This window comes from Xanthobacter variabilis, from assembly GCF_043831965.2.
Taxonomy (GTDB): Bacteria; Pseudomonadota; Alphaproteobacteria; order Rhizobiales; family Xanthobacteraceae; genus Xanthobacter.
In genome coordinates, this window is the sequence record NZ_CM195533.1 from 235,859 (window position 1) to 257,005 (window position 21,147).

General features: G+C 67.2%; 16 protein-coding genes. 6 read left to right on the forward strand and 10 right to left on the reverse strand.

The window, feature by feature from the left end:
* The first annotated feature begins 9 nt into the window (after positions 1-9).
* The 4 genes from V5F26_RS01030 to V5F26_RS01045 all read left to right on the forward strand — a co-directional run bounded on the left by V5F26_RS01030 (position 10) and on the right by V5F26_RS01045 (position 4,052).
* Complete coding sequence (locus V5F26_RS01030; protein WP_394056093.1) at positions 10-519, forward strand: hypothetical protein; 510 nt, start codon at positions 10-12, stop codon at positions 517-519.
* Positions 520-533: 14 nt separating this feature from the next.
* Positions 534-908 carry a 30S ribosomal protein S16 gene (rpsP, locus tag V5F26_RS01035; RefSeq protein WP_234051017.1) on the forward strand — a complete coding sequence of 125 codons (375 nt, stop codon included), beginning with the start codon at positions 534-536 and terminating at the stop codon, positions 906-908.
* Positions 909-1,946: 1,038 nt separating this feature from the next.
* Complete coding sequence (locus tag V5F26_RS01040) at positions 1,947-3,443, forward strand: leucyl aminopeptidase (RefSeq protein ID WP_394946712.1); 1,497 nt, start codon at positions 1,947-1,949, stop codon at positions 3,441-3,443.
* Between the two features lie 159 nt (positions 3,444-3,602).
* A complete protein-coding gene (locus V5F26_RS01045) occupies positions 3,603-4,052 on the forward strand; it encodes a DNA polymerase III subunit chi (RefSeq protein WP_394946713.1) in 450 nt (149 codons plus the stop codon).
* A 185-nt stretch (positions 4,053-4,237) separates the two neighbouring features.
* Here V5F26_RS01045 and V5F26_RS01050 read toward each other — a convergent pair whose 3' ends face one another.
* Positions 4,238-5,095 (reverse strand): LysR substrate-binding domain-containing protein, encoded by an 858-nt coding sequence (locus V5F26_RS01050; protein ID WP_394946714.1) that lies wholly within the window; start codon positions 5,093-5,095, stop codon positions 4,238-4,240.
* A 95-nt stretch (positions 5,096-5,190) separates the two neighbouring features.
* Here V5F26_RS01050 and V5F26_RS01055 point away from each other — a divergent pair, with 95 nt between their 5' ends.
* Positions 5,191-5,637: a VOC family protein gene (locus tag V5F26_RS01055; protein ID WP_234051021.1), complete on the forward strand. Its 447-nt coding sequence runs from the start codon at positions 5,191-5,193 to the stop codon at positions 5,635-5,637.
* A gap of 131 nt (positions 5,638-5,768) precedes the next feature.
* Here V5F26_RS01055 and V5F26_RS01060 read toward each other — a convergent pair whose 3' ends face one another.
* From V5F26_RS01060 to V5F26_RS01095, 8 genes are all read right to left on the reverse strand, one after another.
* The gene (locus V5F26_RS01060; protein WP_394946715.1) at positions 5,769-7,304 is read right to left on the reverse strand and encodes an EAL domain-containing protein; all 1,536 of its coding nucleotides are present in this window, start codon (positions 7,302-7,304) and stop codon (positions 5,769-5,771) included.
* A 368-nt stretch (positions 7,305-7,672) separates the two neighbouring features.
* Entirely contained in the window at positions 7,673-8,722 is a 1,050-nt protein-coding gene (gene pyrC / locus V5F26_RS01065; protein ID WP_394946716.1) for a dihydroorotase, read from the reverse strand.
* Between the two features lie 99 nt (positions 8,723-8,821).
* Positions 8,822-10,030 (reverse strand): sodium/glutamate symporter, encoded by a 1,209-nt coding sequence (gene gltS, locus V5F26_RS01070; RefSeq protein WP_394946717.1) that lies wholly within the window; start codon positions 10,028-10,030, stop codon positions 8,822-8,824.
* A 123-nt stretch (positions 10,031-10,153) separates the two neighbouring features.
* Positions 10,154-10,663, reverse strand: coding sequence for a YqhA family protein (locus tag V5F26_RS01075; protein ID WP_394946718.1), 510 nt, complete (start codon positions 10,661-10,663; stop codon positions 10,154-10,156).
* Positions 10,664-10,718: 55 nt separating this feature from the next.
* On the reverse strand, positions 10,719-12,182 hold the full coding sequence (locus V5F26_RS01080) for a GntP family permease (protein ID WP_234051026.1): 1,464 nt from the start codon (positions 12,180-12,182) through the stop codon (positions 10,719-10,721).
* 18 nt (positions 12,183-12,200) lie between these two features.
* Entirely contained in the window at positions 12,201-13,226 is a 1,026-nt protein-coding gene (locus V5F26_RS01085) for a patatin-like phospholipase family protein (RefSeq protein ID WP_394946719.1), read from the reverse strand.
* Between the two features lie 146 nt (positions 13,227-13,372).
* On the reverse strand, positions 13,373-16,477 hold the full coding sequence (locus V5F26_RS01090) for an efflux RND transporter permease subunit (protein ID WP_394056073.1): 3,105 nt from the start codon (positions 16,475-16,477) through the stop codon (positions 13,373-13,375).
* Positions 16,474-17,595: an efflux RND transporter periplasmic adaptor subunit gene (locus V5F26_RS01095; RefSeq protein WP_509210555.1), complete on the reverse strand. Its 1,122-nt coding sequence runs from the start codon at positions 17,593-17,595 to the stop codon at positions 16,474-16,476. The genes V5F26_RS01090 and V5F26_RS01095 overlap by 4 nt, the downstream gene beginning before the upstream one ends.
* Before the next feature lie 1,023 nt (positions 17,596-18,618).
* Between V5F26_RS01095 and V5F26_RS01100 the strand changes: the two genes are divergently transcribed.
* Positions 18,619-19,479, forward strand: a complete 861-nt coding sequence (locus V5F26_RS01100) for an alpha/beta fold hydrolase (RefSeq protein WP_394056071.1) — start codon at positions 18,619-18,621, stop codon at positions 19,477-19,479.
* A 6-nt stretch (positions 19,480-19,485) separates the two neighbouring features.
* Here the strand turns inward: V5F26_RS01100 and V5F26_RS01105 are convergent, their stop codons facing one another.
* Complete coding sequence (locus V5F26_RS01105; protein WP_394946721.1) at positions 19,486-21,141, reverse strand: complex I subunit 5 family protein; 1,656 nt, start codon at positions 21,139-21,141, stop codon at positions 19,486-19,488.
* Positions 21,142-21,147 lie beyond the last annotated feature (6 nt).

A 21,147-nucleotide genomic window follows, 5' to 3' on the forward strand; every position in this document is an offset into this window, starting at 1 on the left:
TTTTGAGAGATGAGCCCGATCACGGCGTGGATATTGGAAAATATCCAAATCGACTTGGGCAACCTGGTGGTCGGCGTGGCCACCATCTTCATCGCGATGGTCACGCTGAGAACGACGATGGCCAACATCCGGATGGAAGCCAATCATCGGATTGCCTCCTTCCGGGTGACCTGGATCGAAGAACTGAGAAGCAACGTTTCAAAATTCATCGGAGCCGCGCACATCCTGAAAGGCAAGGCGCTGGAGAACACGAAGGCCGAGACCGAAGATCTTCATACCGACATCATGAAGATCGAGACCTACATTCTCCTGATGCTGAACCTGCACGAAGAGGAACACCGGCTCCTGAAAGACCGATTGGAGCAGACCCGGACCACCCTCATCCGCTTCGCGGAGACAAAGGACCCGAGCCTGGGCCAAGTCATCGACGAAAACCTGACGACGATATTGGAAGCAACCTCGAAAATCTTGAAGACAGAGTGGGACCGCGCGTCCGCTGAAATCAAGAAGAAGAACTGAAGAAAGGTAGTATCATGTCCCTCAAGATCCGTCTCGCCCGCGGCGGCGCCAAGAAGCGTCCCTATTACCGCATCGTGATCGCCGACAGCCGCTCCCCGCGTGATGGCCGCTTCATCGAGAAGATCGGCACCTTCAATCCGCTGCTGGCCAAGGATGCCGTCGAGCGCGTGGTGCTCGACACTGAGAAGGCGAAGGCCTGGCTCGAAAAGGGCGCCCAGCCCACCGATCGCGTGGCCCGCTTCCTGGACGCCGCCGGCCTCATGAAGCGCGACGCGCGCAACAACCCCAAGAAGGCCGAGCCCGGCGAGAAGGCCAAGGAGCGCGCCAAGGAGAAGGCCGAGAAGGCCGCCGCCGCTGCCGCCCCGGCCGAGGAAGCCCCGGCCGAGTGAGGCTGAGCGTGGCGCGCGGGATCTCTCCGCGCCGCGCCGCCCGCCGGCGCATGCTGACTGGCACCGGCCCGAACACCGCACGGGGCACCCGCCCCGTGCCTTATGTACCGATCACAAGCCTTTAGCGGCTGCAGTGCGCCCTCACATACGTCGGGCGGAACCGCCCCGGATCGCATGAGTCCTCACCCGACAGAGCGTTTCCGAGCGAGGTGGGAACTGGTGCGCGTGCAGGACACGCGTGGAAACCGACCACCCCGCGGCGCAGAAGCCGGTTCCGGGCGACACCGGCCGAAGCCCCCTCACGCCTCTGCGCGGCCTATCCTGGGGCCCGGCGCGCGGGGAATGCCAGCGCCACGGCGCACCGAAAGCGCAGTGGCTTCGGTGGGCATAGCGCCACAGCTCATGCCTTGGGCACGGCAAGGACCGCGCGAGCTCTCAGCCCCCAAGACGGAGAGGCACACGAGACCGACGGGCACGTACCCGATGCGGCGCCCGGCGTCGCCAATGTCCCTCTTCCTCAAGGGCATGGGTGCAGGTCCGGATGAGCGCGCGTCGTTCGCGCCGGAATTTTCGTTCGGGCCCTGGCCCTGCACTTTGCCCCCGTCGTTGGCCGCGAAAGGAACCCCGTTGGCGCACGCGCCTTGACGCCCGCCCCTGCGCCCTATCTCAGCCACGACGCGCGCCTTCGCCCCCATCGCAGCGTCATTCGGCGTGGCGGGATACCGTTCCGGCTGAAGAAACGGCTGTGACTCCATAGCGTTGAGGATGATCTTGCGCTCCGCGAAGCGGGGAGAAGGCTCAAGGCCGCATCGGGAACCTGACGCGCGCGATCCAGCCCGGGGGATTTACACTCCCCTCCCGCTTGCGCCCCGTTTGCGCCCGCCCAGGCTCACGGGGCCTTTGCAGTGTGGGCGGGACTTCCTATCTAAAGCTCCACCGCCCGTCCGCCGGCCTGTTCGGCGCCTCGCGCCGGCCCGCATCTAGACAAAGGCGCCTGCGCGCCCCATTCCTTCACCTCCTTTTCTTCTGGAGCGCTTTATGTCCGAACCCCTGACCCTCTCGTTCGCCAAACTCACCTCCGCCCCCAAGGGCGTGGTGATCGTGCTCACCGACGAGACGCTGGCGTTCGGCACCGCCACTCAGAAGCTGCTCAAGGGCGTTGACGGCGCCCTGACCCGCGCCTTCGACGCCGAACGCTTCAAGGGCAAGGCCTTCACCGGCGTGGACCTGCTGGCGCCCGCCGGGCTCGACGCCCCGCGCCTCATTGTCCTGTCCGTCGGCAAGGCGGCGGAGCTGAAGGCCACGGATTTCCTCAAGCTCGGCGGCGTCATCGCCGGCAAGATCCCCGCCAGCGCCCGCGAGGCCAGCGTGGTCGTGGAGCTGCCCGGCACCAAGATCGCGCCCGAATCGGTGGCCGAGATCGCCCTGGGCGCCAGCCTGCGCGCCTATGAGTTCGACCGCTACAAGACCAAGAAGAAAGAGGACAACGAGCGCGGCCCGCTCACCCTCAATGTCCTGGTTTCCGAAGAGGCTGCGGTGAAGCGCGCCTGGGCCGCCCGCGAGGGCGTGGGCGAAGGCGTGCTCATCGCCCGTGACTTGGTGAACGAACCCGCCAACGTGCTCGACCCGGCCGAGTTCGCCCGCCGCATCGAGACCCAGCTCGGCGCCGTGGGCGTCGAAGTGGAAGTGCTCGGCGATGCGCAGCTCCACGAGATCGGCATGCGCGCGCTGCTCGGCGTCGGCCAGGGCTCCATCAAGGAAAGCCGCGTGGTGGTGATGCGCTGGAATGGCGGCGCCAAGGATGACGCGCCGGTGGCCTTCATCGGCAAGGGCGTCATCTTCGACAGCGGCGGCATCTCCATCAAGCCCGCCGCCGGCATGGAGGACATGAAGGGCGACATGGGCGGGGCCGCCTGCGTCACCGGCCTCCTCTACGCGCTCGCCGCCCGCAAGGCGAAGGTGAACGCGGTGGGCGTGGTCGGCCTGGTGGAGAACATGCCCGACGGCGCGGCCCAGCGCCCCGGCGACATCGTCACCTCCCTGTCCGGCCAGACCATCGAGGTCATCAATACGGACGCGGAAGGCCGGCTCGTCCTGTCCGACGTGCTCTGGTACACGAAGGACCGCTTCAAGCCCAAGTTCATGATCGACCTTGCGACCCTCACCGGCGCCATCCTGGTGGCCCTGGGGCAGGAATATGCGGGCCTGTTCTCCAATGACGACACCCTGTCCGCCAACCTCGCCAAGGCCGGCACCGAGACCGGCGAGAGGGTGTGGCGCCTGCCCATGGGCCCGGAATACGACAAGCTGATCGACAGCAAGTTCGCCGACATGAAGAATACGGGCGGCCGCAATGCCGGCTCCATCACCGCCGCCCAGTTCCTCCAGCGCTTCGTGGAGAAGACCCCCTGGGCGCATCTGGACGTGGCCGGCACCGCCATGTCCTCGCCCGCCTCGGACATCAACAAGAGCTGGGGCTCGGGCTGGGGCGTGCGCCTGCTCAACCAGCTCGTGAAGGACAATTACGAGGCCTGAGGTCCGCCGCAACTGTCTGTTGACGGGGCCGCTCCGCCGGCCCCGTCTGCTGCACCTGGCGGTGCGGGGCGGGAGTGAATGCCGTTCCCAGCGGCCCTCCCTTGCGCCGCCCGCGCAGCCGCGTGAAAAAGGCGGACATGCAGAGGTCCGCCAGCCGCCATGACTGAAGTCCTGTTCTATCATCTCGAGCGCCGCCCTTTGGAGCAGGTGCTGCCGACGCTGCTGGAGAAGTCCCTGGAGCGGGGGTGGCGGTGCGTGGTGCAGTGCGGCTCGCCCGAGCGGCGTGATGCACTCGATTCCCATCTGTGGACCTATAACGAAGCCTCCTTCATGCCCCATGGCACCGAGGCCCAGCCCCAGCCCGAGCGCCAGCCGGTGCTGATCGCCACCACAGAGGCCAATCCCAACGGCGCGCAGATCCGCTTTTTGGTGGATGCGGTGCCCCTCTCCGACGCCGGCGCCTATACCCGCATCGTCCACCTGTTCGACGGCCGCGACGAGGAGCAGGTGGCCGCCGCCCGCGATCGCTGGCGCGAGGCCAAGGCTCAGGGCCACGCCCTCACCTATTGGCAGCAGGAGGAAACCGGTCGCTGGGTGCGCAAGGCCTGACGCCGAAGGCCGGCGAGGCTGGCGCGCCTCCCATCGCGCGGCTCGTTCAGCGGCGGTCAAGGCCGACACCGATGGCGCCCCGCTTCGTGCGTTTCCGCCCGACGTGGAAACCGGCAAGCGTGGAAGAAGCGCGCGGAAACAGGGGGATGGACTGTTTCACCGTCTCCGTGAAACCCTGAAATAACCTAGGTCGCCAGCGCCTCCATGAGCGCTCGCAGCGCCGGCGCGCGCGGCGGCAGCGCGGCATGCAGGCATACGATGCGCCGGGCATGGGCCGCGGCGTCGGGCAAGGGCAGGACGTGAACGCCCGCATCCTCCAACCCCGGCCACAGGGGCACCAATGCGTGCCCCATGCCGCGAGCCACCAGAAGGGCGATGGTCTCCAGCGCGTCGAGATCGCAACGCACCTCCGGATACAGGCCGCGCGCCTTCATATAGTCGGCGATCAGCCGTCCCCCCCAGGAGGCCGGATCATAGCGGATGAACGGCTCTGCCTCGATGGATGCCGCCGCGTCCTCCACGCCCACCGGCTCGCGGCTCAGCAGCACCAGGGGTTCCGTGCGCAGCGCGTGGCAGGCGACGGCCTTGGGCAATAAAAAGGGCGGCGCCACCAGGATGGCGGCGTCGAGCTCGCCGCGCAGCAGCAGCTCGTAAAGGTGGGCCGAAGAGCCGGGCACCAGTTGCAGCTTCAGGCCCGGCGCGGTGCGCGACAGGGTGTCGAGCACCTCCGGCATCAGCCCCGTGAGCATGGTGGAGATGGCCCCCACGGAGAGCTCGCCGGCCAGGGCATCCCCCGCAATGTCGTCCTTCAGCAAGGCCGCTTCGCTCAACAGGCGCCGCGCCCGCGGCAGCAGGGCAAGGCAGGCCTGGGTGGGCTGGGCGGCGTGGGCGGTGCGGGCAAGAAGCGCGCAGCCCAGCTCCCGCTCCAGTGCCTGCACGCGCTGGCTCACGGCCGCCGCGGTCAGCTTCTCCCGCCGCGCGGCGGCCGCGATGGAGCCCGTCTCCGCCACCGCCACGAGGCTCTGAAGAAAGCGCAGATCCACAATTTTTCCTTATGCTGAGACATGGGATTATGTAGTTTTTATATCGTATGGCCTGCGCTAATCAGCAGTCAAACCTCGCAGCCCCGGAGCCGCCCATGACCGCCGACAACACAGCCCAGACCATCCCTGCCCGCTCCCTGTTCCACCTGGCGTTCCACGTCACGGACCTTGATGCCGCCCGCAAGTTCTATGGCGGCGTGCTGGGCTGCGCGGAAGGCCGCTCCACGGACACCTGGGTGGATTTCGACTTTTTCGGGCACCAGATCTCCCTGCATCTGGGCACCCCCTTCCCCGTCACCCGCACCGGCAAGGTGGGCGATCACATGGTGATGATGCCGCATTTGGGCGCCGTGCTGCCGCTGGATGACTGGTTCGCACTGGCGGACCGGCTGCAGAAGGCGGGCATCGCCTTCGACATTCCGCCCATCATCCGCTTTGAGGGCGAGCCCGGCGAGCAGCGCACCATGTTCTTCTTCGATCCGGCCGGAAACCCCATCGAAATCAAGGGGTTCAAGGACTTCGCGGGCGTCTTCGCCCATTGATGATCAAGGGCCCGTGGGTGCATCTCACGGGCCGCCACTCCAGCCTTGCGGCGGATCGTGAAGGCGCCCGGTACCAGCCGAGGGCCGCGCGCATCGGGATGAGGCCGTGCCGGGCGCACGCTGCCGCGATTTCAGAGCCGATCCACCGGCACCGGCTTTCCAAACAGCCAGCCCTGGGCGATGGCTTCCGGGAACAGGGCCAGGATGTGGGCCGCCTGCTCCGGCTCCTCCACCCCCTCCACCACCAGATCCACCTTCAACGAGCGCGCCGTGGCGCAGATGGTCTCGACGATGGCTGAACTGGCGGCCGCCTTGCCGATGGCCCGCGTGAACATCTTGTCGATCTTGATGCCGCTGATGGGCAGCCGGGCCAGATAGGCCAGGTTGGAATAACCGGTGCCGAAATCGTCGATGAAGAACTTGTAGCCGCGCGCGCGCAGGGTCTCGACCGCTTCCTTGAGCTGGTCATGGTCGGCCGTGGAGCGCTCCGTCAGCTCCACCACCACCCGGGCGGGCGCGACGCCATGGCGCTGCACTTCCGCGTCCAGGTAGTTCAGCAGCTTCATGTCCAGCAGATCCGTGACGGAGAAGTTGATGTGGACGTCGAAGTCTTCATCACCCGTCAGCCGGTCGCGCATCTCCGCAAGGCTCATGCTGATGACGCGGCGCGTGATGACGCTGATGAAGCCCTTGTGCTCCGCGATCGCGATGAAGATATCCGGAGAAATGAGGTGGTCCTGCTCGTCGGTCAGGCGCGCCAGCGCCTCCACCCCAACAATGCGTCGGTCGCTGAGGCGCACGAGCGGCTGATAGACCATGAAGAGCCGGTCAAGCGCCACCGCGCGTCGGATCTGTTCGGGCAGGGAGGCAAGCTTCCGGCGGCGCAGCGCCAGCGCCAGGCCGAGGGACCCCGCCGTCACCGCCCCCGCCGCGCCGAGGCCCAGCCAGATGGCCGCCGGCTGCTTCAGAATGCTGACATTCGAGAGCGATGCCACGGCACAGATGTCGATGCTCTCGGCACAGGAGGCCGTCATCAGCCGCGGGCCGAATTCAAAGGGCTTCTGGCGCGTGCCGAGCCGCTCCTTCATGCCGCGCGTGTCGCCGAATGAGCGAAAGACATAGCTGCCGTCTCGGGTCAGGACCAGGGCCGCATGGCCATGGTCCGGCGCCTCGTAAAGCTTGAAGGCCGCCGGCGCCGTGAAAGCGATGACCGAGCCCCGCCGGGCCATGGACACCATCAGGCGGGGATCCATGGGGCTGCGCACATGCCGCCACAGCTCGGTGCCGCTCGCCTGACGGCGCTGCGGCGGACCCAGCTCCACCGGCTCCGGCAGATGCCCCCAACCTGCCGAACAGACGACGCGGTTATCCACGACACGGGCGATGTCGCTCAAATACTCGTTCAAGAACAATGCATAGCGCATGTTCTCAAGGTCCCGGGCGGAGCAGATCTCGGCGCCATGGCGCTCGACCTCTTCCATGGTCCTAACCTGCGCCTGCGCGACAGCCACCGACCTTTCGAGCACGCCATTCAGATAGCTCGTCAGGCCCGCCCAGGAGATCTCCACCAGCGCGAGCTGCCCCGCCAGGATGAACACGAGCGCACCCGCGGCCGCGAAGGCCAGGATGAGGATGTGATCCCTGTTGGTGGTCCGCATGCGGCCCATGTCCACCAGCCTTTCGGCGCCCCCGCCGCCCGTGCGCGCCAGCGCGTCGGGACATGTTTTCCATTTTGAGCGGCACGGGGCCCGCCCTGCCACCATCGCTTCGCTACAGCGAAGCTCACCCCCGCATCAAGACCAGCGCCCCTGGCACAATCGACCCGCGTCTTTGATCTGCGGTCGGCAGGCTCGACCACAGGCCCATGAGCCAAGCTTACGAACATCGGGTCTTAGCGCGTCGCCGTCCCTGCGGTATTGCGCTAGCGCATTGCCGCGACGAGAATCGTCCGCGCGACGCGAGAAAATGCGCCGCGCGAACGAGACATGACGAAGAATGACCGGCGCCGAAACCGCCCCGCCCCGGCGGGACGGCCTCAGCCGGCGACGCTCCAATGCAGCGGGAAGGTGGGATCGAACACCGTCAGCATCCCCTCGGCGGTGGGGATCTTGCGCGGATAGTCCACGACATCCCCCTTGGTGAGGGTGATGCGCGCCTCGTTCGGCGGCAGGCGGTAGAAGGCCGGGCCGTTGAGGGAGATGAACGCCTCCAGATTGTCGAGCGCGCCATCCTGCTCGAACACCTCGGTCACCGCCGAAAGGGCGTTGGTGGCGGTGTAGCAGCCGGCGCAGCCGCAGGCGCATTCCTTGGCCGGGTCGAGATGGGGCGCACTGTCGGTGCCGAGGAAGAAGTGGCTGTCGCCGGAGGTGGCGGCGGCCCGCACGGCCAGGCGATGCTCTTCGCGCTTAGCCACCGGCAGGCAGTAATAATGGGGCTTGATGCCGCCCACCAGGATGTGGTTGCGGTTGATGATGAGGTGCTGGACCGTGATGGTGGCGGCGATGTCGTCGCCCCCCTGGCGCACATAATCGACGCCCTCACGGGTGGTGATGTGCTCCAGCACCACGCGCAGGCCCGGCGTGCGGCGACGCAGGGGCTCCAGCACGCGCTCGATAAACACCGCCTCGCGGTCGAACACGTCCACCGCCGGGTCGGTCACCTCGCCGTGCACGCACAAGGGCAGGCCGATCTCGGCCATGGTGTCGAACACCTTCTGCACCTTGGAGAAATCGCGCACCCCCGAGGCCGAATTGGTGGTGGCGCCGGCCGGATAGAGCTTCACCGCATGGATGAGGCCATCCGCCTTGGCCGCCTTCAGGTCGGCCGGGTCGGTCTGCTCGGTGAGGTAAACGGTCATGAGCGGATCGAAGCTCATGCCCGCCGGCACCGCCGCCAGAATGCGCTCGCGATAGGCCGCCGCCTGGGCGCCGGTGACCACGGGGGGCACCAGGTTCGGCATCACGATGGCGCGGGCGAAGTGGCGCGCCGTCTCGCCCACCACCGCCTGCAACACCGCGCCGTCACGCAGATGCAGGTGCCAGTCGTCCGGCCGGCGGAGGGTGAGGGTGCGGGGGGCTTCGGCCATGGTGGTTCCTTCGCAATGCTTGCAGGCGCGCGCACGGGCCCGCCTTCGCCGCGGAAATCGCCACGGAAGCGCGCCCGATGCAAGCCCCTTTGGCGCCCCTCAACGGATCATGAAGCCGATGGCGATGGCATTGGCGATGTCGATGAAGAAGGCCGACACCAGAGGCAGGATGATGAAGGCGGTGGGCGCCGGTCCGTGGGTCTTCGTCACGGCCGTCATGTTGGCGATGGCGGTGGGCGTGGCGCCCAGGCTGATGCCGGTGAAGCCGGCCGAGATCACCGCCGCCTGATAGTCCTTCCCCATGGCCGGGAACACGATGAACAGGATGTAGCCCACCGACACCAGGGTCTGCAGCCCCAGCACCACCGCCAGCGCCGGCCCCAGGCCGCCAAGGGTCCACAGCTGCATGCTCATGAGCGACATGGCGAGGAAGATCTTCAGCGACAGGTCCGAGATCAGCGCCAGCGCCGGCGTGCGCGCCGGCCAGGGCGCGCGGCGCAGCACCAGCGGCACCGTGTTCGTGATGATGATGGCCACCAGCAGGCACACCACGAACAGAGGCAGCTTGATGCCCGTCATCTCGACCAGATCCTCCAGCCCATAGGCGATGAGGATCACGATGTTGAGCACCAGCAGCGAGCTGAGGATGTTCGTATAGGTGACCTTGCCCGCGTCGGGCCCCACATCCTCCTCCGGCAGGCCGACCATGGGCGGCTGGATCTCGTCGGAGCGGAGCTTGAAGCGATTGATGAGGATGCCGGCGATGGGGCCACCCACCACGCTCGCCAGCACCAGGCCCAAAGTGGCGCTGGCGATGCCGATTTCCAGCGCGTTGGCGAGGCCGAACCGCTCGGAGATGATGGGCGCCCAGGCGATGGTGGTGCCATGCCCGCCGATCAGCGACACCGAGCCCAGAAGCGGCCCGATGCCATAAGGCAGCCCCAGCACCGCGGCGCCGCCCACCGCCACCACATTCTGCACCACCAGATAGACCACTGTGAGCAGCAGCAGGATGAGAAGCGGCTTGCCGCCCGTGACGAGATCGGACAGCCGCGCATTGAGGCCGATGCCGGTGAAGAAATACAGCAGCAGCATGTCCCGCGCGGTGAGATCGAACGAGATGGCCAGCCCGAACACTCGATAGGCGATGAGGGTGCAGATGGCGGCCAGCAGGCCGCCCGTCACCGCCTCGGGAATGTTCCAGCGCCGCAGCGGCGCGATAATGCCGTTGAGGCCCGCCCCCACGAAGTAGACCAGGATGGCGATGGTGAAGGTCAGCAGGCCCTGGGCCTCGTAGGTCGCCGGCATGTCGCTCCCGTTGGTTGTTGGCAGAAGGGTCGAACGCCCTGCATCAGGGTGTCCAAGGAAGCACAAAATGGCGGAGGCCTCACCCCCGCATCGCATCGCGGGCTCAATGCCGCCAAAGGCCACTCAGCCGCGCTCGCCCCCTTGATGGTGGGTGAAGTGGTCGGTCAGGGCCAGGACCGCATAGCCGCAGATGAAAATGACATTGGCCAGGGCCAGCCACTTCACCTGTGCCTCGCTCACCGAAATTTCCAGCTTCATGAGAGCCTTGAGCAAAGTGATGCCGGCAATGGCCATCATCGAGGCGAACAATTTCTGCTTGAGCCCGGAAAAGCTCACCCGGCGCATCCAGCCCGGCCAGCCCTCCGCGTGGCGGCGGTCGATCTGACCCACGAAATTCTCGTAGCCGGAACAGATGATGATGACCAGCAGCCCGCCCACCAGGGTGAGGTCGATGAGGCTCAAAAGGCCCATCAGCACCTCGGTCTCGCTGGCGGAGGCGAGGCGCCAAGCAAAGGCCCAAAGCTGCATGAAGAAGGAGGCGACCACCAGCACCAGGGCGAATGTGAGGCCCAGAAACAGCGGCACCAGGGCATAGCGGCAGAGCACCACGAGCCGCGAAATCAGCAAGGCCATGCGCCCTCCGCTCCGGAAGCCGGCGCCGAGCCTTCGCCCGGCGCCGCATACGGCGTCAGAAACTGCCCACGGCGGAGCCCAGGACGATCACCACCACCAGCGCCAGCAGGGCGCTGACGATGCCGGACATGACGATGTCCATGTAGCCGTCCTTGTGGCTCACCCCGCAGACGGACAGCAGCGTGACCACCGCGCCATTGTGCGGCAGGCTGTCCAGCGTGCCCGAGCCGATCACCGCCACGCGGTGCATCAGCTCCGGATTCATGCCGATCTGCTGCGCGATCTGCATGTAGGTCGGCCCCAGCGCGTCGAGGGCGATGGTGAGGCCGCCCGAGGCCGATCCGGTGAGCGCCGCCAGGATGTTGGTGGCCACCGCCAGCGACACCAGCGGCCCGCCCTCGATGCCCAGCACCCAGTTGCGCACATCCTCGAAGGCCGGGGTTGCCGCCACGATGGCGCCGAAGCCGACCAGGCTCGCCACCGACAGGATGGGCAGGACCGAGGCATTGGCGCCCGCAGCCATGGTGGCGCGCAGCACCGGCACCGAGCGGAAATTGATCGCGACCACAGTGATGATGGCCGCGATCAGGGCCGTGATTACCGACCACACGCCGCCCACGGCCGCCAGCGTCACGCCACCCCAGCGCTCTTCGGCCAGGAACGACACGTCGATGTTCGGCAGCACCGCGAAGGACATCAGCAGGTTCACGGCCACCACCACGACGATGGGCAGGGCCGCGAGGAGGATGGGCGGGCCCACCGGGCTCTCATCGCTGTGCTCGATCTCCGCCGGGTCGAACGCGCCGGAGGTGGTGGCGCGCTCACGCACGATGGGGTCTTCCGCCGCCTTCTCCACGCTCTCCGCCGGGTCCAGCACGATACCGCCGAAGCCCTCGCCGCGGGCGCGCGCCTTGCTCTCCGCCCGCTTCAGCCACCACAGGCCGAAGCCGAGCATCACCGCCGAGGCGATGAGGCCAAGGCCCGGCGCCGCGAACGGCGTGGTGCCGAAGAAGGGCATGGGAATGGCGTTGTTGATGGAGGGCGTGCCGGGCATGGCCGACATGGTGAAGGTGGTGGTGCCGAGCGCCACCGCCGCCGGCATCAGCCGGCGCGGCAGCTGGGCCGCCCGGAACAGCTCGATGGCCATGGGCACCAGCACGAAGAAGGCCACGAACAGGCTGACGCCGCCGTAGGTGACGATGGCACCCGCCAGCACTACCGCCAGCACCGCTCGCTGCGCGCCCAGCTTCTGCGTCATGAACTGGGCGATGGAGGTGACCGAGCCGGAATCCTCCATCAGCTTGCCGAACACCGCGCCCAGCAGGAACAGCGGGAAGAATTGCGCGACGAACTGCGCCGCATTGGGCATGAAGGTCTGGGTCCAGCTCGCGAGCAAGGGCTCGCCCGCGAACGCCGCCACCAGAAGCCCCGCCACCGGCGCGATGATGAGGATCGAGGAACCCTTGAAGGCGAAATAGATAAGGACGGCGAGGCCGACCAGGATGCCGAGGAGGCCCATAGGTTCAGCTCCGCTGGTTCAAAGTTCAGACAGGAGTTGCTCGAAGGCCACGGTGGACGCCTTGCCGATGTCGTTGCCGTGCTCGGTCAGGAACACGTCCGCCGCCTTGCGCCCCTCGTCTCTCAGCCAGGAGATGAAGTCCCATTCTGCATTGAGCTTGGAGGAAAAGCCGAGCGTGTTCATCACCGGGTTGCGCACCACATGCACGCGCATGCGCGCCCAGTCGCAGGCCTCGGTGTCGCCGGTCAGCTGGCTCGCGTGGCGCTGCAGCAGCGCCATCATGTAGAGTTCCTTCACCGCCACCGAATTGAACGACACCTCGTTCAGCCGGTTGAGGATCTCGGTGGGCGTCTTGGGCGTGCCGGCCCGCTCCAGCGGATTGATGGGGATGAGAATGGTGTCGTCGCTCTTCAGCTCGCTCACCAGCGGCGCCAGGGTCGGATTGCCCGAATAGCCGCCGTCCCAATAGGCCTCGCCATCGATCTCCACGGCCTGGAACAGGGTGGGCAGGCAGGCCGAGGCCATCAGCGCCTCGGGCGTGATGTCGGCGTTGCGGAACACGCGCGGGCGCCCGGTGCGCACATTGGTGGCGGTGATGAACACCTTGACGGGGGACTGGCGCAGCCGCTCGAAATCGATCTGTTTTTCCAGGATCGGCGCCAGCGCGTTGCGGCCCATGGGGTTGTACTGATAGGGCGAGAACACCCGCGTCATCAGGTCCATGAACAGGAAGCCCGGCGCCGTGTCGAGCGACCAGCGGCCCATGACCTTGTCCCAAAGGGAGCGCTGGAAGGGGCTGAAGCGCGCTTCCTCCGAGACATGGCGCCAATAGCGCGCCAGCGCGTCCTTGGCCCCCTCCCGGCCACCGGCCGCATAGCCATCGGCCAGCACGGCGGCGTTCATGGCACCGGCGGAGGTGCCGGAAACGCCCTCGATCTCGAGCCAGGTTTCCTCCAGGAGGCGGTCGAGCACGCCCCAGGTGAACGCTCCGTGAGAGCCGCCGCCCTGCAAGGCAAAGTCGACCAGAACCGGTTCCCGTTCCATTTGCGATCCCCTCTTCGCAATCGGCGCGCCACCATCCCGGTCGGCGCGCGCTGGCTCTTCATTGCAGGGGCCGGCGTCCGGCCCCGTCCCTCCCCGTTTTCATTATCGTGGGCGAACGGCCCGAAGGCCGCCCGCTTGCATTGTTCTCAGGCCGCCAAGGTGTGGCCTGCTTCGGCGGGCCCGTCCTCGGCAGGCGCGTGCTCGGGCGGCGTGTCAGGACCGAACCACAGCACATAGAGCGCCGGCAGGAAGATCAGCGTGAGCACCGTGCCCACCAGCAGCCCGCCCATGATGGCGAACGCCATGGGCCCCCAGAACACGGTGGGCGCGATGGGGATCATGCCAAGCACGGTGGACACCGCCGTGAGCATGATGGGCCGGAAGCGCGCCGAGGAGGCCGCAACCACCGCATCCCACACCTTTTTGCCCGCAGCGCGGTCCGCCTCGATCTGGCCGATGAGAATGACCGCGTTCTTGGTGATCATGCCAATGAGCGCCAGCACGCCCAGGATGGCCACGAAGCCCAGCGGCCGGCCGGAGACCAGCAGCGCCGCCACCACGCCGATGAGGCCGAGCGGCGCCACCGACAGCACGATGACGAGGCGCTGGAAGCTCTTCAGCTCGAACATGAGCACGGTGAACATGATGAGCAGCATCACCGGCACCACCGCCATGACCGAGGCGAGGGAGGCCGCGCTTTCCTCCACCGTGCCGCCCACCGCGATGTCGTAGCCCGCCGGCAGGGTCTTGCGCAGGGCCTCGATCTTCGGCCCCAGCTCATCCACCACCGTTTCCGGCAGCACGCCCGCCTTCACGTCGGCCTGGACGGTGAGCGTGGGCACCCGGTCGCGCCGCCAGATGACCGGGTATTCCTGGTCGAACTGGAAGGTGGCGATCTGGCTCAGGGGCACCGTGCGGCCATTGGGCAGCGGCACCTGGAGATTGGCCAGGGTGTCAAGGGAGACGCGCTCCTCGTCGGTGGCGCGGGCCACCACGTTGACGAGGTAGATGTCGTCGCGCACCTGGGTGATCGGTGCGCCGGAGAGCACGGTATTGAGCACCCCGGCCAGTTGCTGGGTGGAGAGACCGAGCAGGCGCGCCTCGTCCTGGTCCACCTCGATGCGCACCTGACGGGCGGGCTCGATCCAGTCATAATTGACCTTCACCGCGTCCGGATTGGACGCGACCGTGGCGGCGAGATCGAACGCGATGGCGCGCACCTTCTCGATGTCCGGCCCCGACACGCGATACTGCACCGGCCAGCCCACGGGCGGGCCCAGCTCCAGCGGCGAGATGCGGGAGACGAGCTGCGGGAAGTCTTCCGCCAGCGCCTTTTCCAGCTTCTTGCGCAGCCGGTCGCGGGCGGCCACGTCCTGGGCCACGATCACGGTCTGGGCGAAGAAGTCGTTGGGCAGCTGCACGTCCAGGGGCAGGTAGAAGCGGATGGCGCCACGGCCCACATAGGTGGACCAGCGCTTCACGTCCGGATCACCCGTGAGGATCTTGTCGAACGCCTCGGCCACGGTCTCGCTGGCATAGATGGAGGCGTTCTGCGGCGAGGCGAGATCCACCAGCAGCTCGGGCCGGTCGGACGAGGGGAAGAACTGGCGCGGGATCAAGGGCAGCGCCAGCACCGAGAGCACGAACAGGCCGATGGTCACCGCCACCGTCACCCAGCGCATCTTCAGGCACAGGGTGAGGAAGCGGTGATACATGCCGAGCACGCCCTTCGGCGGCGCGTCCGGGTCGGGAATGCTCTCCTTCGGCGGCGCCTTCAGGATCAGCACCTGCATCAGCGGCGTGAACAGCACCGCCACGATCCACGACACCAGCAGCGCGATGGTGACCACCGCGAACAAGGTGAATGTGTATTCGCCCGCCGAGGAGGCGGCAAAGCCCACCGGCACGAAGCCCGCCACCGTCACCAGGGTGCCCGCCAGCATGGCCATCGCATAGGCCTTGAAGGCGTAGGAGGCGGCCGTCACCTTGTCGTCGCCGGCGGCGAGGCGCGTCAGCGTCGCGTCGGTGGTGGTCATGGCGTCGTCCACCATCAGCGCCAGCGCGATGATGAGGGCGCCCAGCGAGATGCGCTGCATGTCGATGTGCGCCATCTGCATGAGCGCGAACACGATGGCGAGGGTCAGCGGAATGGCGAGCGCCACGATGGCCCCCGCCCGCACGCCCAGCGCGATGAACGACACCACGAGGATGATGGCCACCGCCTGCCACAGGCTTTCCATGAACTCGGCGATGGCGATGTTCACCGTCACCGCCTGGTCGGCCACCAGATGCGCCTCGATACCGATGGGCAGGTTGGCGATGAGCCGGTTCATGGTGGCGTCGATGGCCTTGCCCATGGCCAGGATGTCGCCGCCATCCTGCATGGCGATGGCAAGGCCGATGGCGGGCTGGCCATTCACCCGGAACATGGGCTGGGGCGGGTCCGCATAGGCGCGGCGGATGGTGGCGATGTCCGCGAGGCGGATCAGCCGGCCATTCACCACGAAGTTCACATTGGCGATGTCTGCTTCCGAGTTGAACGCGCCGGAGACGCGCACCGACATGTTCTCCGCGCTGGTGCGGATCTCGCCGGCCGGCTGCACGATGTTCTGCCGCTGCAGCGCCGCCAGCACCGCCGTGCGGTCGATGCCCAGGCTCGCCAGCTCGCGCATGGAGAATTCGAGGAAGATGCGCTCGTCCTGCGCGCCCAGGATCTCGATCTTCGAGACATCCTGCACATGCAGCAGCTCGGAGCGGATGTCCTCCACATAGTCGCGCAGTTCGCGCTGGGTGAAGCCGTCCGATGTAAAGCCGTAGATGATGCCGAAGGTGTCGCCGAACTCGTCATTGAAGAACGGCCCCACAATGCCCTGCGGCAAGGTGTGGCGAATGTCGCCCACGCTCTTGCGCACGTGGTACCAGATGTCCGGCACCTCGGCGGCGGTGGCCGAGCCCTTCAGATGCACGAAAATGGTGGTGGAGCCGGCCTTCGTGTAGCTCTCCAGGTAGTCGAGCTTGGGCACTTCCTGCAGCTTGCGCTCCAGCCGCTCGGCCACCTGCTTGAAGGTTTCCTCGATGGTGGCGCCGGGCCAGTTGGCCTGCACCACCATGGTCTTGATGACGAAGGTGGGATCCTCGGCGCGGCCGAGATTCCGGAAAGCCATCACCCCCGCCACCACCGCGATGGCCATGAGGTAGATGATGACCGAGCGATGCTTCAGCGCCCAGGCGGAGAGATTGAAGCCCTTCACAGCCCCGCCCCCGAGCCGGCGGCACCCAGCAGGCGCACCTTCTGCCCGGGATGCAGGGCCTGCACGCCGGCGGTGACCACGATCTCGTCCGGCTTCAGCCCTTCGGCCACGGCCACGGCGGCGGGCGTGAAGCGCAGCACTTCCACATTGCGCAGGCTCACCGTGTGGGCCTTGGGGTCCACCACCCACACCGCCGGCTTGTCGTTCACCCGGGTGAGGGCGCTGGCCGGCACCTCGATCACCGGGCCCGTATCAGCCACCACCCGTCCGGTGACGGTGGTGCCGAGCCGCATGGCCGCGGGCGGATTGATGAGGCCCACGCGCACGCGGAAGGTGCGCGTCACCGGGTCCGCCTGGGGCGCGATCTCACGCACGCGGCCCAAGGCGGTCACCGCCGGGTCGCTGGTGAGGCTCACCTGAACCTCGCGGTCGCCGGACGCCGAACCCAGGAACTGCGCCGGCACCTCGAACACCGCATCGCGGCCATCCTGGCGCGCCACCTGGATCACCACCTGGCCCGCCTGCACCACCTCGCCCGGCTCGGCCCGGCGCTGGGTGACGACGCCCGCGCTGTCGGCCTTCAGTTCGGTATAGCTGAGGCGGTCCTCGGCGATCTTGAGCTGGGCTTCCGCATCGTCCACCTGGGAACGGGCGGCGAGGAAGGCCTGCTCAGCCTGCTCATACTGGGCGCGCGGGGTGAAGCCGCGGGCCAGCAGCTGGCGCTGGCGCTCATATTGGTTGCGGGTCTGCGACAGGCTGGCATTGGCCGCCGCCAGCGCGGCCTGGGCCGAGCGCACCGCATTCTGCTCATTCTGCGGGTCGAGCCGTGCCATCACCTGGCCCGGCTGCACCTGATCGCCCACATTCACCAGGCGGTCGATGACGCGCCCCCCGATGCGGAAGCCGTAGGAGGCCTCGTTCTCCGCCTCCACATGGCCGGTGAGGGACAGGGACTCGCTCGCAACGCGATTGGTGGTGACGATGGTGCGCACCGGCCGGACCTCGGTCGCGGCCTCCTTCTTCTCCTCGCCGCAAGCGGACAAGGCCAGCGCCACCACGCCGAGCGCGGCCACGCGCGCGAGCCACGGCGCAAGAACGCTCCCGCCGCCCGAAGACATCGACAGCCCGCCATCGCGCGCGCCCACCATCCGCCGTCTCGTCATCAGCGCAGCCACGAACGTTTCCTTTCCGAGCGCACGCGCCGCTACCCCGAAAGCCCGGAGCCGGATACCCGCGCAGCGCACACACCAACCATATTCAATGCTGACCAGGAACAGGTCTGCGAAGTGAAATTCGCCCCATCAATAGCCGCGTTCCCGCGACGCAGCAAGGCATTCACCCGGAACCGCGGAGTTGACGACAATCAAAACGGCGGTCAAAAACGATGTACTTACGAAATAATTCTGACAATACATTGAACTATTCAGATGGACTTGAGTGGTTTATCAGAACACCACCAAACCGAGGACAAAATAAGAGGACGCCATCGCCACCATCAAGCCACGCGGCATCAAGCTTAAGCTCGCGCGCCCGCTGAACCGATGACATCTTCCGAGCCGCCTATGGGTGGGCAAGTGTGCGCCCGAGCCACCATCACGCGGCTGCACACTTTATTCAGATGATTACGGTGCAGGCCCGTGCGCCCATTGGGCGCATCAATACAGAACGCCCTTCACAGAGCTGCACTTTCTACGTCACCACCTCTTCGCCTCCTGAAGCCCAGTGGCGGAAAGAACTTCCCGCGATCCTGCAAGGCAGGCCGACCACGACACGCCTCAGGGATGCTCAAGGCGTCCTTCCACCCGCCAGCGATGGCGGGAACAACGGAATTCGCCATGGTCATGATACCGATCCGGCAGCCAGAGGCTAGACAGTACCTCCACCCGCTTTATAACCTGAAGATGCCACAAATGGCGGCCTCAACATGGCCGCGTGCTTGCGGTTAAGATTGCCGGCCGGTACCGCTCGACACGTCCCTCGCCGTCGGAGCACCTTTACACAAAGCGGATACCGGTCCGCATGGAGCGAGACGTCAGCCTCGAAATCTCGACCGCTTGGCGCGTCCCAGTGGCGCGCGTTGCAACCGCGGGCCCGAATGCAGCTTGCGGCCGGACGCCGGGTGGAAACGAAAGGGCAGGAGAATGGATCGGATCAAGGTCGGGGATGTCGAGCTCGCCTGGAGGCAATGGGGAGAAGGCGATGTCACGGTCCTGTTCATCCACGGCAATCTCGCCAGCAAGGAGTGGATCGAGCTGGCGGCGCCGCATTTCCCGCGCGGCGTACGCACCATCGGCATCGACTGGCGCGGCTGCGGCGACAGCGACAAGCCCACGCCCCTGCCCTGCTTCTCCAATTACTCGGTCAGCCAGCATGCGGACGACATGCTGGGCGCCCTCGACGCGCTGGGCATCTCCTTCTGCCACCTGGCCACCCATTCGGCCGGCGGCATCATCGCCACGCGCATGCTGCTGAAGCAGCCGGACCGCTTCGGCCGCATCTTCTCCCTCTCCCCCGTGGGCCCGCAGAGTGTCGACTTCCCGCCGGAAAAGGCGGCCTATTTCGACCAGATGAAGAAGAGCAAGCCGCTCACCCGGCAGATCATGGCCGCCACCTGCATGACGCTGTTCGAGCCGGACAGCTTCGCCAAGGGTCCGGTGCGCTTCAAGCCGGATGTGGGCGCCCGCGGCGACCTGTTCGACCGCATCGTGGACCAGACCTTCGCCGTTTCGGACGGCATCTGGTACGGCACGCCCGTCACCCTCACCAAGGAGGCCCAGAGCGGCGAGCTGAAGGCGCAGATGAACGCCATCAGCCACCCCCATCTGGTGGCCTGGGGCACGCTGGATTCGGTGATCCGGGAAGCGGACCTGAAGCTGATGGCCGATGCCATGCCCGATTGCCGCTTCGTGGCGGTGCCGGGCGTCAGCCATTCCATGAATGTGGAAGCGCCCGAGCTTTATGCCGGCTTCTTCGGTGCCTGGTTCGGCGGCCTGTCCTGCTGAGCGCCCCTATGGCGTGATGGGCGGGGAGAAGGCCGCCCCGGCCATCACATAGGCCAGCACGAACGCCAGCATCACCACCGCCAGCGCCGCGGTGGACCAGCGGCGCAGCACCATGTCCAGCAGCACGGCGCCGTCGCGCACACGGGCGTAGAGCGCGCCCAAGGGAGCCGCCGCCGCCAGGATGTCGCCCGGCGGTACCTCCGAGAATCGGGGAGGCTTCTGGTAGATCAGCGCGCCCACCGCAAGGCCCAGCGCCACCGGCCACAGCCCCTTGATGAGCGTTTCGAGGCTCATCAGCACGCCCAGGGAGAGCCCCGTCACCGGCGTGAACAGGCCGAACGGCAGCAGCACCGCCACCAGGCTGAGCGCGGCCCAGGGCACCAGCAGCCCGCGGGGGGCAAGCGCCTCGCCCCCCTCCTGCGCAACATCCAGCAGCAACAGCACGTAGCGCGCCATGAGCAGCGTGGTGCCGCCAGCGGAAAGGGCAAGCAGGAAGGCGGCGAGCCCATCGCCCATGGGCGCCTTCACCGCATATTTCGCCAGCGCGCCCCCGGTGAAGGGCAGCCCGGCGAGGCTGAGGCCCAGCAGCGCCGCCACCGCCAGCACCGGCAGCAGCCGCCCGCGCGGAGTTTCCGCCGCGACGCCGACCGTGAGGAACATGGCGCCCTTCAGCAGCATGTGGTTGACCGCATAGAAGGCAGCCAGGGCGGGCACCGCGCCATCGCCCGCCTTCAGCCCCATGCCGAGCACCGCCGCCACCACGCCCATCTGGCTGACCGTGGAATAGGCCAAAGCGCGCTTGGGATGGCGCTGGGTGAGACCGATGGCGACGCCATAGAAGGCCGTGAACAGGCCGACCGCCAGCAGGCCCGCGCCCCAATCGGGCCAGCTTTCGCCCCAGGGCAGGAAGCGGATGAGGCCGATAACGCCCGCCTTCACCACGATGCCGGACAGCACCGCCGAGCCCGGCACCGGGGCCACCGCATGGGCCAGTGGCATCCACACATGGAGCGGGAACAGGCCCATCTTCATGGTGAAGCCCACCAGCAGCAACAGCAGGATCGCCTCCTTCCAGGGCGAGGCGGAAAGGCCGGCCACCGCGTCGCGGATCAGCGGATTGGCGTCGGTGACGCTGGAGGCAAGCATCACGAAGGCGGCAATCAGCAGCGCCTCGCCCAGCACAGTCAGGGCGAGATAGACCCGGCCGGCCCGCCGGGCCTCGGGCGTGTCGTCATGGGTGGCGAGGCCGTAGGCGGAAAAGCTCACCAGCGCATAGGCGAGATAGAAACTCGCCACATCCGCCACCAGGAACACCGCGAACGAGCCCGCCAGCGTCAGCAGCCACCACACGCAGAAGGTGCCGCGCGCCGGATCGTCCTTCAGGTAGAAGACGGCATAAAGGCCGGCTGCGAGCCACAGCAGCGCGGCGCCGCCCAGCAGCACCGCGCCCGGCATGTCCAGCGCGAAGGTCAGGCGGAAGGGCGGCGGCACCACCAGCAGAGACTGGCCCACCGGCACCGCCAGCGCCGCCACCAGCCCCGGCAGCGGGGCCAGCAACAGCAGCACATCGGCCCGCCGCCGAACCCACGGCTTGATGGCGGCAAGCGCCAGCAGCAGCGGCAGAGCCACGGCGGCGAGAAGCAGCAGGTCGCTCGTGCTCATGTTCCC

Coding starts and splice junctions, on each gene's coding strand:
- V5F26_RS01100 (WP_394056071.1), top strand. CDS start 18,619: ATGGATCGGATCAAGGTCGGGGATGTCGAGCTCGCCTGGAGGCAATGG.
- V5F26_RS01055 (WP_234051021.1), top strand. CDS start 5,191: ATGACCGCCGACAACACAGCCCAGACCATCCCTGCCCGCTCCCTGTTC.
- V5F26_RS01095 (WP_509210555.1), bottom strand. CDS start 17,595: ATGTCTTCGGGCGGCGGGAGCGTTCTTGCGCCGTGGCTCGCGCGCGTG.
- V5F26_RS01030 (WP_394056093.1), top strand. CDS start 10: ATGAGCCCGATCACGGCGTGGATATTGGAAAATATCCAAATCGACTTG.
- V5F26_RS01075 (WP_394946718.1), bottom strand. CDS start 10,663: ATGGCCTTGCTGATTTCGCGGCTCGTGGTGCTCTGCCGCTATGCCCTG.
- gltS (WP_394946717.1), bottom strand. CDS start 10,030: ATGCCGGCGACCTACGAGGCCCAGGGCCTGCTGACCTTCACCATCGCC.
- V5F26_RS01105 (WP_394946721.1), bottom strand. CDS start 21,141: ATGAGCACGAGCGACCTGCTGCTTCTCGCCGCCGTGGCTCTGCCGCTG.
- pyrC (WP_394946716.1), bottom strand. CDS start 8,722: ATGGCCGAAGCCCCCCGCACCCTCACCCTCCGCCGGCCGGACGACTGG.
- V5F26_RS01040 (WP_394946712.1), top strand. CDS start 1,947: ATGTCCGAACCCCTGACCCTCTCGTTCGCCAAACTCACCTCCGCCCCC.
- rpsP (WP_234051017.1), top strand. CDS start 534: ATGTCCCTCAAGATCCGTCTCGCCCGCGGCGGCGCCAAGAAGCGTCCC.
- V5F26_RS01080 (WP_234051026.1), bottom strand. CDS start 12,182: ATGGGCCTCCTCGGCATCCTGGTCGGCCTCGCCGTCCTTATCTATTTC.
- V5F26_RS01060 (WP_394946715.1), bottom strand. CDS start 7,304: ATGGGCCGCATGCGGACCACCAACAGGGATCACATCCTCATCCTGGCC.
- V5F26_RS01085 (WP_394946719.1), bottom strand. CDS start 13,226: ATGGAACGGGAACCGGTTCTGGTCGACTTTGCCTTGCAGGGCGGCGGC.
- V5F26_RS01045 (WP_394946713.1), top strand. CDS start 3,603: ATGACTGAAGTCCTGTTCTATCATCTCGAGCGCCGCCCTTTGGAGCAG.